This window comes from Bdellovibrio bacteriovorus (assembly GCF_025558485.1).
GTDB lineage: Bacteria > Bdellovibrionota > Bdellovibrionia > Bdellovibrionales > Bdellovibrionaceae > Bdellovibrio > Bdellovibrio bacteriovorus_G.
Genome location: NZ_CP102930.1, coordinates 3,174,199 through 3,189,637, shown reverse-complemented (window position 1 = coordinate 3,189,637; position 15,439 = coordinate 3,174,199). Strand labels below are relative to the sequence as shown.

Annotated in this window: 11 protein-coding genes; 3 read left to right on the top strand and 8 right to left on the bottom strand. The window is 49.4% G+C overall.

The features are described from left to right. Window positions 1-42: 42 nt before the first annotated feature. From EZJ49_RS15580 to EZJ49_RS15555, 6 genes are read right to left on the bottom strand one after another with little or no spacing between them, the layout of a single operon-like run. Complete coding sequence (locus EZJ49_RS15580; protein WP_262553187.1) at window positions 43-837, bottom strand: PilZ domain-containing protein; 795 nt, start codon at window positions 835-837, stop codon at window positions 43-45. Between the two features lie 27 nt (window positions 838-864). Beyond that, on the bottom strand, window positions 865-3,945 hold the full coding sequence (locus EZJ49_RS15575) for a UvrD-helicase domain-containing protein (RefSeq protein ID WP_262553186.1): 3,081 nt from the start codon (window positions 3,943-3,945) through the stop codon (window positions 865-867). Beyond that, window positions 3,921-6,644 (bottom strand): PD-(D/E)XK nuclease family protein, encoded by a 2,724-nt coding sequence (locus tag EZJ49_RS15570; protein ID WP_262553185.1) that lies wholly within the window; start codon window positions 6,642-6,644, stop codon window positions 3,921-3,923. The genes EZJ49_RS15575 and EZJ49_RS15570 overlap by 25 nt, the downstream gene beginning before the upstream one ends. A 7-nt stretch (window positions 6,645-6,651) precedes the next feature. Beyond that, entirely contained in the window at window positions 6,652-7,773 is a 1,122-nt protein-coding gene (locus EZJ49_RS15565; protein WP_262553184.1) for a hypothetical protein, read from the bottom strand. Next, complete coding sequence (locus tag EZJ49_RS15560; RefSeq protein ID WP_262553183.1) at window positions 7,773-8,765, bottom strand: hypothetical protein; 993 nt, start codon at window positions 8,763-8,765, stop codon at window positions 7,773-7,775. The genes EZJ49_RS15565 and EZJ49_RS15560 overlap by 1 nt, the downstream gene beginning before the upstream one ends. A 9-nt stretch (window positions 8,766-8,774) precedes the next feature. Next, on the bottom strand, window positions 8,775-9,860 hold the full coding sequence (locus EZJ49_RS15555; protein WP_262553182.1) for a hypothetical protein: 1,086 nt from the start codon (window positions 9,858-9,860) through the stop codon (window positions 8,775-8,777). A gap of 207 nt (window positions 9,861-10,067) precedes the next feature. On the opposite strand from EZJ49_RS15555, the gene EZJ49_RS15550 reads away from it, so the two are divergent. After that, the gene (locus EZJ49_RS15550; RefSeq protein ID WP_262553181.1) at window positions 10,068-10,802 is read left to right on the top strand and encodes a hypothetical protein; all 735 of its coding nucleotides are present in this window, start codon (window positions 10,068-10,070) and stop codon (window positions 10,800-10,802) included. A 133-nt stretch (window positions 10,803-10,935) separates the two neighbouring features. Here the strand turns inward: EZJ49_RS15550 and traF are convergent, their stop codons facing one another. Then, window positions 10,936-12,123 carry a conjugal transfer protein TraF gene (gene traF, locus EZJ49_RS15545; protein ID WP_262553180.1) on the bottom strand — a complete coding sequence of 396 codons (1,188 nt, stop codon included), beginning with the start codon at window positions 12,121-12,123 and terminating at the stop codon, window positions 10,936-10,938. 95 nt (window positions 12,124-12,218) lie between these two features. On the opposite strand from traF, the gene EZJ49_RS15540 reads away from it, so the two are divergent. Next, window positions 12,219-12,746 (top strand): hypothetical protein, encoded by a 528-nt coding sequence (locus EZJ49_RS15540; protein WP_262553179.1) that lies wholly within the window; start codon window positions 12,219-12,221, stop codon window positions 12,744-12,746. Here the strand turns inward: EZJ49_RS15540 and coaE are convergent. Next, entirely contained in the window at window positions 12,743-13,342 is a 600-nt protein-coding gene (coaE, locus tag EZJ49_RS15535) for a dephospho-CoA kinase (protein ID WP_262553178.1), read from the bottom strand. The two genes, EZJ49_RS15540 and coaE, sit on opposite strands and share 4 nt — an antisense overlap. 65 nt (window positions 13,343-13,407) lie before the next feature. On the opposite strand from coaE, the gene EZJ49_RS15530 reads away from it, so the two are divergent. Continuing rightward, the gene (locus EZJ49_RS15530) at window positions 13,408-15,402 is read left to right on the top strand and encodes a protein kinase domain-containing protein (protein WP_262553177.1); all 1,995 of its coding nucleotides are present in this window, start codon (window positions 13,408-13,410) and stop codon (window positions 15,400-15,402) included. The last annotated feature ends 37 nt before the right edge of the window (window positions 15,403-15,439 follow it).

Below are 15,439 nucleotides of genomic sequence, written 5' to 3'. Positions count from 1 at the left end.
TTTTGCCAAAAAAAGGGAGGCTTTCCGCCTCCCTTGCTCTTGTTAAGTTCTTGCTTTTGGAAATAATCCTTCGCCGCGAGTGACAAGCTTTTTCAGCCACACTCCGAAGCTGTCCTCTGGCCCCGGCAGTCTTTCTGTCACGATCAGGCCTTCATTATGCAACTTTATAATAAGCTCTTTCACCTGACGCTCGCTTTCACCAGCGTGGTTAAAGCGAACTCCGTACTGCGGGATCTCGCCATGCTGAAGTTTGTAAACCACCAGCCCTTTGACTTCGACGTGTTGTCCTTGAAACTCCCAGGTCACAGTGACTTCATCGTTTTCCTTTAATGCCGGAGCCGATGACAACAGCAGCCCCCCCTGGGAAATGCTTTTCACAAAGGCCTTTTCCCCGTTCACCAACCCCATGTGGTTGAAGTGATAGCGTGGAGCCGCCTCCCACCAGCGGGTACGCGGATCAAAGTACACTTTCTGAACCGACGGGACTACAAAGTACGCCACCACCACAAGATCAACCACCACAACCAGAAGCAACAGCAATAGTGTGTTCAGGTTCATATTGGTCATGTAGCTATAAATATTTGAAACCAGCACAACCAGCAAACACCCCAGATAGGCCCAGTAGCTCCAGCGTTTGCAGACGTAGATAAAAATCCCGGCCAGAACCGGGATCAGCAAATAAATCAACAGCAGTGGTTTTGGCAGAATCTCAAACCAGTATGTCCACTGCTGTCCCAGAGTTCGTCCGGAGCGCAGGGCATTCAGAACAAGATTTCCAACAGGTGCAAGAATATGAAGAAGAGCAAGAATGATCAGGGACCATGGTTTTGTTTTCATAACAAAATGATATGGAACCCTGAATACCTAGACAAGGAAATAGTTGTCGATGCTTTTCTCTAGCTGTTTGTTCAGCTCCTGAGGGTCACCCACTGTTTCAATCTTCACGATCTCATCCATAGGGTAAACAACCGCCAGCTTAATCTGCGATACACCTTGCAGGTAGTTCATACGAGACAGCGCCCATGTGTAAGCTTCCAACTGGCGGAAGGCCATATCGGAATACCGCTGCGACCCCGTTTTGTAATCCACCATCCACAAAGTCCCGTCCACGACACCCCAAAGATCGATCTGCCCCTGCATCAGAGCATCCTTGTATTTCAAGGCAAAGCCCCACTCTACAAAGCCATTTTCAATAATCTTCAGCAACGGAAGTTCAGAGGTCCGGGCCAAAAACTCCAGCGGCTTACGCAGGTCTTCATCTGAAATCTTCAAAAGATCCTCGAACGGCGTAAACTTCAAGGCCTCGAACAAACGATGGGCATTGGTTCCCTGCTGTGCCCGAGCCAGACCTTTTCCAAGCTGCGGAGCTTTCGGCGTATAACCCTCTCCCTGCACTCCCTCAGGAGTCACTAATTCTGTTACAGAGATGTACTTGCGCTTCTCGGAAACCTCCGCCCCTGCCCACGGTGTACGTACGTCCTTTTCGACTAGATCCTGTTCCAGCATTTTTACGGGCTGCAAGTTTTCAACGCGGACAACATAGGAGAAATCTTTTTCCTCATGCAGACCTTCTTCCAAGTTCAGCGGACACTGTGCTGCCCAGGACTTTTTGCCGATCTTTTTATCCCACAACAAAGTCACACCGGCCTTGGCGCGGGTCAGTGCCACGTAAAGCACGCGGTTAAACTCTTCGGATTCGCGCTTGCGAAGTTCTTCCACAATCTGATCAGCCAGTACACTGCCTGCCATTGCCTGAGTTTCTTCATTGCGAATCTTCAAGGACCACAGCCCCGTTTTTTCATGAATACTTAAAACCGGAGCATGACTGGATCTTGGATCATTTCCCATTCCCGGCAAAATCACCTGATCAAACTGCAACCCCTTCGACGCATGCACAGTCATAAGGTTCACACGTTTGGGTTCAATAACCGGGGTCGCATCCGCATCCTCGCCCCCTTCATCTGTGGACAAGGTTTCCAGACTCGCATCCAGGAAATCCAGATAGTTAAATCCGGGACGACGCTCTTCCTGGGATAACAACGCGACCACCTTCCACAGATTGGCCTCGCGCCGTCCGGCGGAATCAATACGTGCGGAATAATCAAACAGCCCCAGATCAATCAAAGCTTTTTTTAAAGTAAAGGACAGTCCCTTGCTTTCGGCCTGTCCCGACAGGGCTTTCAATATACGCAAAGGATGATGTTCTTCACATCCATCCAGCGTCTTAAGAGCTTCTTTCCAGAAAGAGTGACGGTGGGAATGACAGTACTTCACAATTTCAGAATCCGGCAAAGCCAGCCACGGAGATCTTAACAACGAAACAAAGTTGGCATTGTCGTGAGGATTCACCAGGAACTTTAATATTGCCAGTGCATCCAGCACCTCACGACGCTCATAAAACCCACTGCCACTATGAAGCTGCAAGGGAACTCCATACTCCTGTGCCACCTTCGCAATATCTTCCAAAGTCTTGTGTGTGCGCCCCAAAACACAAATCTGCTCCGGGCTGACACCTTGTTGTAACAGCTCCTGAATACGGGACACCGTCGCCAGAACTTCCGCCGAGGTCTCCTGCTCATCACCCGTTTCTGTCAAAAGAACCTGCACGACCGGATTGGCCGGGCCTTTTTTTTCTTTTCTTTCATCCGGAGTCATTGCCGCAAACTGCGAACCGAGCTTTGTAAAGTAGTGATTGAAAAACTCCAGCACTTCCGGTGAAGACCGATAGTTTACCAGTTTGACCTGCACATCCCCGTTCTGGGCGGCGATCTCATCCACTTTTTCCTTAAAGACTTCTGAACGCGCTCCCCGGAAAAGATAAATACTTTGCTGAGGGTCGCCGACAATAAAGACCGGTCTTTCGCCAACAAGATGGCGCAGCAGTTGCACCTGCACCGGGCTGGTATCCTGATACTCATCGACCATCCAGAAATCCCATTCCAGGGAAAACTTCACCGCAGCTTCGGGTTGCTCCATGATAATTTTATAGGCCAGAGTTTCAAGATCACTCATCGACAGCAAGCCGTTTTCAAGCTTGGTCTGCATAAAGTCACGACTGAAGTTTTTTGCCAGCTCCTCGAACAAACCACAGTTGCGTTGATGACGATTCCAGTATTCCGGACGATAACGTGATTCCTTTAACAACACATCAATACGGTCGCGCAGTTCTTCCAGCTCTTCATTCAGACTTAAACTAAACGGTGCCGAGGCCTTGCGGAACACGGGCTTCGTGGTGTGCTCCCAAAAACTGTCCAGACGCTCAAAGAACTGATCCCATTCCGAGTTATTTACCACCCACGAAAAACCGGTCATCGCGCCAGCGTATTCGATCCATTTTTCACTGGAGGTTTCCTGTGAAATCTCCAGACAAACCCGGCGCAACTGTCCGGCAATCTGCTGAACAGTTTTGGCTGTTTCCGCCTCCAGCTCATCACGGGAAATAAAAGTCATTCCAGGGAAAATCACATGTTCGCCGAAATATTTTAGCAAAGCCCCTTCCAAAGTTTGAAAGTCGTACTCTTCCAAGAGCTCCTGCAATTGCGGATTTTCCAGAAGATACTTGCGCATGATTTTTCGTGCGCCCTTACGAATTTCCGAATCGCTCATGATCTTATAATCGGGAGTCAGACCAATGGACGATCCATAGCGGGACAGGAACAGGCTTAAAACCCCGTGAATGGTGGAAATCTGCACCTGTGACTTGGAGCTGACAAACTGAAACAGATCATCGCGCTTTTCCTCCAGAGCTTTTCCCAAAAGACGCTCTTTAAGCTCCTGCGTTGCCTTGCGCGTGAACGTTGTTACCACAATGCGCGGGAACTTCCCGTGCTGCTTCTGAAAATCGCTGGCGAACTTCAGGAAGGTCTGGGTTAGCGTGGTTGTTTTCCCCGCACCGGCTCCGGCACGCAGGATGATATTTTTTAATTCAGATGTGGTGCCCGACATTGGCGCCTCCACTCACAAGTCGTACAGGTTTTAAAATCGGCCGGACGGGCGTCACATTCACCATTTTTGATACGGTCTAAGGTTGTCATCAGAATCTGACTAAATTCCGTCAGATAACGTTCTTTGGCTTCAAAGGTCGCATTCTTGTCTTTACGTTTGGATGCCGGATACAGAGCCCCGGCCAGATCCTCGACCTTAAATCCTTTGCGTTCAAAGTTTCTAAACACATAATAGAATAAACCGATCACTTCGCCCTGCACGTCCTCAATCAGGCCTTTTTCCAAAACCCACATATAAAACAGCAATTGCAGCTCATGATTTTTCAGCCACGATGCATGGGCGGAAATCCCTCCGGAAGAACTCTTATAATCCACGACAACCAGATGACCATCCCCGTCGGTGTCCACACGGTCAATCTGACCGGAAATACGGAAGCAATTGTCTTTGGCTTCGCGATGAATCTCTTCTGTCTTTGGATCAAGATAGAATTCAAAGCGTTTTTCCCGACCGACAGTGCGGGTCTTTTTAAACTCTTCCCGCCAGCGCTTTTCAAAATCCACAAAACGCAGACCCAGCTGAACATGACGTTTTTTAAGAGGTATCCACAGGCGTTCGTCGGCAAAGATCATTTTCTTTTCGACACGGACTTTTTCCAGAAGCTCTTCCAGCTCTGCCACTGTCCAGTCAAAACGCATGGGCTCGATCGTCAACTGTTCAAAGATTGCATGGGCCAGCTGCCCGCGCGTGCGATGATCCACATCCAGGTCAATATCCGGCAAGTCCTTTAATTTGAAATATCTTTGCGCCGCAAAGATAAACGGACACTCCAGGAAGCTTTCCACTGCCGAAGCGGAAATACGCGGAAGCTCCGCGCCCTGAATCACGGCATAAGGAACTTTCCCCAGATCCTGCTCAATACGCTCTTCCACCTGCTGCTTACGACCCACCAACAGAGATCGTTCGCCACGTTGCTGTGAGTGTTGCAGTTCATCCCAACGGGTTTCCAAAGGAACGGTCAGCATTTCGTGATCTCCCTGCAAACTCATCCAGAACGTCGCCGGGGAACACAACGAACCACTTAAATCGGTGGCGCCAAAGCAGTACAGATCCTCATCGCTGTCAGCCTCTGCCAGCAAACGCAGTTCAAATTCCAAATCACTTTGATCGGGATTATCCAGATAAAAGCCAATATCCTTGGCCAGTTCAAAATAATCCTGACCTGAAAGCTGGGTCTTATTTCGCCCCTTTAAGGCTTCATCAGTCAGACCGACAAAGATACGGCGGCGGGCCTTTTCACTGTGCGCCGACATCAGCTTGGTCACCATCACTCCGCGAGGCTCCCCTTTTTCCAAGGTGTATTCCTTCGCCGCCACAATGCTTTCAAGATAGCTAAGCCATTCTTTCCAAGTCAGAGAGGTCGCGCTGATCGCATTTTGCAGCAGTTCACGCAGAATGACCTGAACAATATCGGTTTCATCCGAATTCCAGCTCAGCAAAGCCTTGGCGACAAATTCGTCACGCTTCAGAAAGCCCGTCAGGTCCATCTGTTCAAAGAAGACTTTGTGGACGACATCATTACGAGCGAGATCTTCATTTACATACAAACTTTTGAAAAGAGCACGAAACTCTTCGTAACGAAGCTGTTGAGCTTCCTCTTTTTCAAAAAAGGAAATTTCCAGATCTGAAGTGGACAGACGTCCGCTTTTGGAACGTAACAATGCCAGCCAGCGGGTCACAGACGGAAGGCTTTGTGCCTTGTGGGTGATATCCTTCTGGGTCGGAAGACCCTCTTCGGCCATATAAGCCTGAAGAACCGGCCAGTAGGTTTCAATATCCGGTGCGATGATCGCAATACTATCCGCGGTCATCCCCTGCTCCAGCCAGCGACGAACCATGCCCACACTGTTCTTGATTTCCGCTAGCATCCCGGAAAAGCGCAGCACCTCGATTTTTTTCACAGACTGTGGCGGCTTCGGCAGCTTTTCCGTTTTTGCACTTTGCGCACGCAAATCGTCATAGGGCTTTAAGAGAAAATGAAAATCCTTCCGCCATTCCGGAGTGGGCTCCAGAACCACCACATCCACAGAGCGGGAAAGCACATGCAGAAGCTCGGCTTCAACTCTGGTGATTTCGCCACTTAAGTCCACAATCAGGGGAATGTTCCAGACTCTTTCAAGCTCATTGAAGTTTTGCAAATAAGACGTGATCCAGTCTGCTGTAATCACACGGTGCTCTTCCAAAAGTTTGATGGCACAGAAGCGCGCGCGTAAATACCATTCTTTCCAGCGGTTCATGGCCTCAGGATGACTTTCAAACCATTCTGTCAGACGCTGGGTGCCCTCCGGGTGAAAGATCACTGCCGCCATTTGGTCAATATAACTAAACACCGTGTCTTCAGCGGAAGAGTTCACGCCCAAAACATCAGCATGTTCATCCATAATGGTACGCAAAAGGGACCGCGCAAATGGATCACTAACCAAACGCAGTTCCGGGGCCAGACGTTTCAACAACATCTTCCACAGGTCACTGGCACGCAAAACAGATTCATCGACATATTGGCCATCACGGCCCAGAATTTTTTGCTGAAGTTCAAATTTAGTGCGCAAATCCGAAACCAGCCACGACTGTTCCTTCGGATTATAGTTGGCGAAGATCTCGGAAATCTGAGATCTGCTTTCAATGGAAATAACTTTCAGCATTTTTGGATTACCGGCGTTGTTTTAGTTTTCTCTTCTTGCCGTTATTATCCGTGAATTTGAAGTTAGCATCAAAGCTTAAATCAATGCTGAGGCCCACCATAATGCGATTGTCTGCACTCTGGCCGGGATAGACACCAAGCTCCTCAGTGTAACTTGCAGCATCAATGCGGAATATGAAAAAATCCAAGCCCACACCGTAAGACACATAGCCCTGATTCACACCGGCACGCAGATCCAGAAAGGGCAAAGAAATCTCAGTTCCCAAATGCAGCTTTTTGCCGATTTGAATATCCGGGTCCAAAAGATGCTGACCTTCCAGGGCAATGATCCAATCCAAACCCGGCAAATCAACTCCCAGCGAAACCCCGGCTCCTAAGTTCTGAGGAATGTGCGAGGGGGCATCGTTGCCTGCTGTTTTAGTAAAGGCTGTATCTCCGATATCCTTCCAAACCACTGTCAATGTCGGATTTAAGGGCGTGTCCGCCACTGTCATCAGTGCGAAGTCCGCGCCATAACCGGTGCCCTTGTTCTGAAATTCATCCATCACACTTTGCATATCGCCTGCGTTGGCAACTGTGGAAAGCCCCAGTTCCTGAACATCTCCACCCCAGCGATTGATACGTTTTAACGCCAACCCCAACGAGGTTTTCGGCCCCAGCGGATAAGCTCCACCGATCACATAGGCCTCGTCATTTCTAAAGTACGTTGTGAAAGACGGATAACCGGGATTGTGAAGTTCTAAAGAGACATTGTAGTCGGTATAATACCCCACACCCAAGAACGGCAACGCCACCGCAGCACTTCCCATGGCGTTGGCGTAAATGCGACGCCCGAACAGATCGTTGTACGTCGAAGGATCGTTTTCATCCAGATTTTCAATGGCTTCAAGATCCTCTGTTGAAAGCATGCGTCCCCCGACGTTCACACCCAGCAGATGTATATCCAAACCTTCAATACGATCCATCATCGCAGGGTTTACAAACAAGGCCTCAGCCCCGCGAATCGTCGTCAGCGCAGCTCCACCCATTCCCAAAGAACGGATGTTGCGATAGTGCTGATTGATTTCCTGAGCTGAAGCTCTGAAGGAAGACAGCATTAAAATAATAAGAAGTCCGATAAAACTTTTCATTATGGCACCGGTGGCTTCAGTCTAATGCAGCAATATGCCGGATCATTTAGATCATCACCCGGATCGTCAGGATACTGCCCCGGAGTGCAGGTTCCAAACCCCATCGCTGATGAGTCCATCAAAACTCTGATTGTATATAAAAGCTCCGGCGTCACAGCCGCTTCATTTGTTGCTGTACAATTGCCCGCTCCGGCCACAGATTCACATTCTGTCAAAGCGTCTTCCAAAGCGTCCAAAGTGGCATTGCCGCCGCTAAGAACAGAAGCCAAAGCCGACATGTTTTCAAAAATAATTCCAATGCCCGACGCCACCTTCTTGGCTTCCGTATCCGTCAGCGAACGGTCCGGCGCCGCCGCAGGAGCAGGAATACTTAATGGATTTTGAATACTCGGCCCCGGTTGCGGCCACCCGTCCGTGGACGTGTTCGTGCCCGGCGCTCCGGAGTAATTGTGACAAATGTTAAAGTCTGTTTTATAAACTCCGTCAGCAACCCCATCATGCGTCGGATCCAGCTTCGCCCCCAGTGTCGTGCCAATGCGGGCAATCCCCAGAATGGTCAGGAACAAGTTCTGATCATTGGTTCTTTGCAGAACCGAACCGAAAGACGTAATGATGCTGATCGAGCGATCACAGGCACTTGTATCCAGAACATTGCCTGCAAAAATATTCATAAAGAACGGAAACAGATTCGAGGACGGGCTGTTTCTCAGACCATTGATAATATCCACGAAGGTAAAACCGCATTTCCCGGCGTAGGCTCCGGCCAAGGCCTCTTGCACATCCACCTGAGCTGCGTAGCTGTCGCTCATCTGGTTTTCTATAATATCAATGGCCGCAGTCCACTCCAATTCATCAATTTTTCTTTTTGCCTCAAAGAACAAAGCCTCATCCGAGTCGGTTTGCGACACGTCCGTTAATAGATTGGGCTGCCCACAGGAAGTGGTCAGCGTCAAAGAAAGAAGTAATATCAAAGTCTTTTTAAAACCTGTCATGCTTCATCCTTAAAAGCGGTATGCAAACTTGAAAGTGTAACGTCTGTCTTCACGAGGAGAATCCGAGGTGCCGATTTCTTCGCCGTAAGTGGCGAACTGCCACTGAAACTTTTCTGAGGCAAGTTCCATACCCGCAGTCCAATATCTTTGATTATATCCGCCCCTTAAGAAAAGCACATCTCCGAAGTTCAATTCGAGACCGCCGTGAATCAACTTGGACTTATCCTCTTCATCTTCTGATGTTAATAAGCCACGGTATTCCACTGTCCATGCCGAGCGCACGTACTTGCTGTGTATCGGAAAGATTGCAGCTGCGACATCAATGTCCTGCTTAACCAAATTGGGACGATCCGTTGTGCTCATTCGGACACCATGTGCCTGATTGAAACTGGTGCCCCCAACATCACGAACCACTGCGGAAATAGTTGGAATGAATGTCCATGGCGCGGCGAGAATCAATCCCACATCCGTGGAAAGACCCACACCCTCTGTCCCAATGGATTCATAATCCAGCGGCCCTGTTGCCAACAGTGTTGGATTGTCCACTTCCACACGGCTGATAAGTTTGGTGTTGAAGCCAAGCTTCACACGCCCGTCAAACAGACGGAAATTGAACCCCAGCACAAACGCCAGATCGTTTCTATAATAAGTGTCGATGGTTGATCCATCCTGCGCCATTTCGGCATCAAGGATGTAATTCCCGTACAAACCGATTCCGAAATTTTTCCCAACAAACGAAGGAAACACCTGGGCTTTCGCGTGATAGTAAGCACCTCTTTTTGCATCCAGCGCTGCTTGAATATCCTCAAGCGCATACGGATTTGAGAACGCTTTTTCGCCGTAGAAGCCTTGTGTCTGATAGCCAAACTCCAGCTCAGGATCAAAAATAGTGCCATAGAAATCACGAAGTTTTCCCAATGCCGCCGGATTCACCAGCAATGCTGTCTCGTCATTTGTAACGGCAAGACAGGCACCGCCCATCCCCTGACAGCGGACTCCGCTATAAAAACTGCGACGCTCACGCGCATTCACATCCAGTGTGAACGCCATCAACAAGAGAGTTTGAATCAGCGTTATCCATAAAATCCTTTTCATAGATACCTCGCTTAAAATGGTTGAAATATATCAATAGATATATCGGCAGACCGGGGCCTCACATTGAGACGTTTCACAAAAATACAATCCTAGGTCCTGCTATTCCGTGATGATTACGAATTTAGGAGTTCTGAATTTACGAGTTAAGGACCTTCGGATAGTGCCGATAAGTTCACTATACTTAGGACCGTTATAAGGAGTTCCAGAATGTTTTCGAAGAAAATGGCAACTTTGATTCTAGGATTGAGCGCAGCACTTCTCACGGGATGTGAGGCTGAACAAACTGAGAAAGACATGATCGCCGAAGCCCAGTTCTGCATGGACGAAGCTCGCGATGCCGCATCAGCCAGTGCCTGCGTCAGTAAAATCTCAGGCCTGACCTCTCCGCAAGCCTACACACTTCGCTGCGCTGCTGGCTTTATCTCCGCACAAGTGACCAGCGCCGAAAACCTTTCCAAAGCTCTGGATGCTATGAGTGATCAGGGAGCCGGTGCGACTTCCATGCTGACAGTACTGAACTTTAACAGCCCAGCTCTGGCAAACCAGACGGCACTGGACTGCAATCGTTCAGGACAAAAAGGTCTGGCCTTGATTGGTGCTTTGGCAAAAAGCTCCACAGCATTGGCCGATGCAGCAGACAAGTTAGGCTTGGGTTCCTGCGGCGGTGGCGCAGATCTTAGTGCCTGCCAAAACTCAATTGAGCAAGCTATTGGCGAGATTCTACAAAATCCCACTGTAGGTGCTGCTCCAGAGGCAATCATTGCTATTGGTGAATCCATTCAGACGGTTTACACTGCGACTTGTGGAGGAGCCAGTGTTGCGAACAGCTCCATCTGTTCCGACATCAATGAAGCTGCAACAACAGCCGGCATCGACATCGCAACCGCCGACATCGAAGCCATCGGCAAAGCCCTCCTAGAACAATGGCAACCAACTCCCTAAAAGGTACCTGCTTACTTTTGCAGAAGCTCTGCAACAAAATAGAAAACGGCCCATTTTAGGGCCGTTTTGCTTTTTTAAGATCCGAACGTCGGACAAATAACTCACCGCTTCGGAAAAAGTAAGCAGGTACCTTTTAGAAGTCGAGGTTTAGGCGGGTGGCGTACACTCGGCTTTCTATGGGGGTGTTTTTGGTACCTACGTCGTTGGCGTAGCTGACCAGATCGAGGTTGAAGATGCCGAGTTCGGCAGAGAGGCCAGCGGTCCAGAAGGATTCTTTCAAGCCCACGCGATAGTGCCCCTTCCACCAGGTTGTCACTGTCCAGTCGAACTCAAAACCAATGTGAACACCTTTTCTCCAGTTGAAATCCGGATGCCCCAGGTCTCTGACATCAAGCACACCACGGCCACCGAAGATCCATGCCGACGGATACTCCCAGCGCGTTCCCAGATCGACAACACGATAAAGCTTTTCAGGCGTGCCGTTCATCTTTTCTTTGTTCAAAAGTTTCAAGGAAGATCCAAAGCCAGTTTCAGCAATATTTCTAACAACCATCCCGAAAGTGGGGCGAGCCAAGCGCAACACCGACCAGAAACCTGAATCCGGCAGTTCCGGGGTCCACAACAAACCCACATCCGCATCAATAGTATAGCCTTCCAGCATGTCCTCTTTTTTCAGAATCTCGCTGCCATCAGCAAAGTCTGTAGCACTGATCGGCTTACTATAAAAGCCACGATTCACAAACTTCCCGGTCACACCCCAGGACAGACGACCGTTTTCAATCCCCTTCATGTCATCGGCATACGCCAACCCCAACGTGGTATCGGCATACACCGTCGTATTCACCGCCGGGCCAACAAGCTGGTGCATGGCCATTTCAATGGATATATCCGCAGGAATCAGCGCAACACCCCAGTTCGGACGAACCCAGAACCCCTCCATCGGAGACAAACGCAAGGAATAGACCTCACCGTAGTTCTTTTCAATCAGCTCCAGATAAGCTTGAGTTTTTTGCTGCTCCTGAGTGGAGTCATATCTCTTGTCGATATCTGAAAACTCATTGTAGAAGTCCATCGCCTTCGGAGTTCCGGCAGCGCTAATAGACAGATTGATTTGCCCGTCTTCACGGCGTGCCAGACCCGCTGGATTATAGAAAATGGCCGAATAATCATTGGCAACAGCAACAAAGGCATCACCCATTCCCAACGCACGTGGGGCTTGATAATGATGGTGAATGGTCGTGCTGATGCTTTCAGCCTGTGCGCTCGTACCGGAAATCATCGCAGTCAGGCCCGCGAGGAACAGGAATCCTCTTTTAGACATATTTTTGCCTCCAAAATTCTTACCATTGATTGTAGACATAATTTATACTTTGTCTTATGCGAGTTTTTACCTTCTTACTTTTTTTGACCTTGGTCGTGAGTTCAATCCGGCTTCATGCCGCGCCCACAACAACGACCACTTTAGAAACCTCCCCTTTAAAGGGCGAGAACGACGAATATCTGGGCACGCTGAAAGCGTCTGATTTCCCAGTCAGAAAAGAATATATTCTGAATCTTGCGCTTGGCTATCAAAGTGGAAACTATCTGGAGCGTGAAGAATGGATGCAGGGGCCTTACCTTTTAGTGCGTCTGAGCTCCATCAAAAAAGATCCTCTGCCGGTCTGGGACTATGAAGTCTCGGTCAACAACGAGCAGTTTCTGGGAGCCGGAGTCGGGCATCGCTGGTACTTTGCACCCGATGATCGCTTCGTGCCCTATGCCCGACTGGGCGGCCATGCCTATCTGGACACCGCCGATGGCATCAGTGGCTTGATCGAGATTCGTCGCTGGCGTGTTCACGCCGGCATTGGCGCAGGCGACACTTTCACCGGGGAAATCGGAACCGGTTTTTCTGTCACAGGCCCGGATTTATACGCGCAATTTGGATATAACTTTCAGTTTTAATTCTTAAGGCCGTCGAGCCATTTCAGCAGGCGGTCCACTTCCCGAATCAAGTGCTGCTCGTCACGATTATTGTTTAAAACAAAATCCGCTTCCTGTTCCTTGGATTGCAGGGAAATCTGTGAGGCTATACGCATCTCGATTTCATCCTCGGACCATCCCTGACGACGCAGACGTTCTTTTTGTTGTTCCTTCGTACAGGATACGACAATGACCCCATCAAACTGATCCTTGGCTTTGGTTTCAAAAAGCAAAGGAATGTCATATATAGCCAGTGGCGCCCCCATGTCCTCGTGCAAACGACGGCGACGACGGGTTTCCTCACGAATCAAGGGATGCAAAATCGCCTCAAGCTTATGAAGCTGCTCGGGGTTGCCAAAAACCCGCTGGCCTAACTTGCGGCGGTCCAAAGCACCTTCCGGAGTTTGAAATTCAGGACCGAACTCCTGTATGACAGACTTAAGTCCAGAAGATCCGGGTTTCACAACTTCTTTGGCAATTTCATCTGCATCCACGACTGGAATATCGTGACTGCGGAGCATTCGGCTCACTGTACTTTTGCCACAAGCTATACCTCCGGTCAGTCCTATCCATTTCATCTTTGAAACTCCTTAAGGATTACTTTTATTTTACCGATAGTCCTCTCAAAGGGGAACATGAATTCATGTCTCAAGCTGTGGAACAGTTCGGTAAATACATTCTTCTAGAGAGACTCGCCGCCGGTGGGATGGCCGAGGTGTATCTGTCGAAATCCACAGGTGCTGTTGGCGTCAATAAGTTTGTCGCTATTAAGCGTATTCTGCCGCAGTATTCTGATCATCAGGACTTTATTGAGATGTTTAAAGAAGAGGCAAAGATCGCCGTGAATCTGAATCACGGGAACGTTGTCTCAATTTATGATTTCGGGGTGGAAAGAGCCCAGTTCTTCCTGGTCATGGAATACGTCGAAGGCCGCAACCTCCGCCAGATTCTGAACGAACTTAAAAAAACCAACACCCAGTTCACCATCGAGCAGATCGTTTACATGATCAAAGAGGTCGCAGCAGGTCTTGACCATGCTCACCGCTGTCTTGATGGCACGACAGGAAAGCCTTTGAACATCGTTCACCGTGACATGAGTCCTCAGAACATCATGGTCAGCTTCGAAGGCGAAGTAAAAATCATCGACTTCGGTATCGCCAAAGCCGAAACCCAATTGGAAGCCACCAAAGCCGGCACCCTGAAGGGCAAATACGGCTATATGAGTCCGGAGCAGGCTGACGGTCAGTCTATTGACCCGCGCACGGATATTTTCTCGATGGGTATCGTGCTTTGGGAGCTTTTGGCCAACGATCGCCTGTTCACTTCCAACAGTGAAGCGGCGATCTTGCGCAAGATCCGCGAATGTCAGGTTCCTTCCATTCGCAAGATCAATCCTTCCGTTCCACCGGAACTGGAAAGAATCGTTAACAAAGCACTGGCAAAAGATAAAAGTCTTCGTTATCAGACTGCGGCGGCCCTGCACCGCGATCTGAACCGCTTCCTGAATACGCAGTATCCGGAGTTTTCTCCACACGATTTCAGCGTGTTCATGAAAAATGCTTTCTCTGCAGCTTTCCTTGAACAGCGTCGCAAACTTGTCGAGTTTGCCAAAGTTCAGGCGCAACCCACATCTGAAGACAAAACCATTGTCACACAAACTGATATATCTGAAGACAAAACCATTGTCACACAAACTGATATGCGTTCGCCTTCCCGTCCGGCTCAGGTTCCCAACGATATGCCGGAGGGTGAAGAAAAGCTGGATCTGGATACATCCACGGATATTCGTGTGAATCTGGACAACCTGAAAACTCCACCGAAACCCTCCATGCCGAGAGTTCCAGGAGCCTCTGCGACCGATACAAATATCACTCACACACGCACTCAGGCCACCGGCACATTCACGTCCGGACCAAATGCGATGACACGCACCCCATCCAGTCTTTCACAGATGGGAACACGCACGTCCATTTCAAAACAACCCGCCGGTTCAAATATTGAGGACATCACGGGTCTTGCGATGAAAGCCGTGGGGGCTCTTCTGGTGGTCGTGGGGCTATGGTGGGGCTACACCAACTTCTTTGCAAAAAAATCCGCACCAAAAACTGCCGCAACCGCAGGTTTGGCTCCGAGCCCGGCGGGCAAAGGTCCGGCCTCAGCAAACGGCTTGCAGCAGGCAGAACTGGCAGCAACTTCTCCGGAATACACTGTGACCATCTATTCCAATCCGGGCGGTGCCCGCGTGGTGATTGATGGCGTGGATACAGGAGAATTCACCCCGGTTCGTAAAACTGTCAAAGCCAACACACCTTACAGTTTGCGTCTGGTGAAAGAGGGCTATACGGATCTCGTAACAACAATCACTCCGACTTATGAGGCTTATTCATTCACCGGAACTCTGCAAAGACTTCCGCGCGTGGCCTCATTGATCATCAACATCGTTAACGGTGGAGCCAATCCAGAACTGCGTATTGCCGGAGTTCCTGTGACCATCAAGCCCAGTGGCGATGCCTACCTGATCCAAGCGGAAGTCGGTGTTAAAATACAAGCTAGAAATAAGACGACAGGACTCTCTGCAGAAACCACAATTACTGTTCCTGCGGACCAGAGAAAAATTGTAGATTTGTATCTGAAATAATCACTTCGTCGTTCGTTTGCAGCAACTGAGGAGTTTT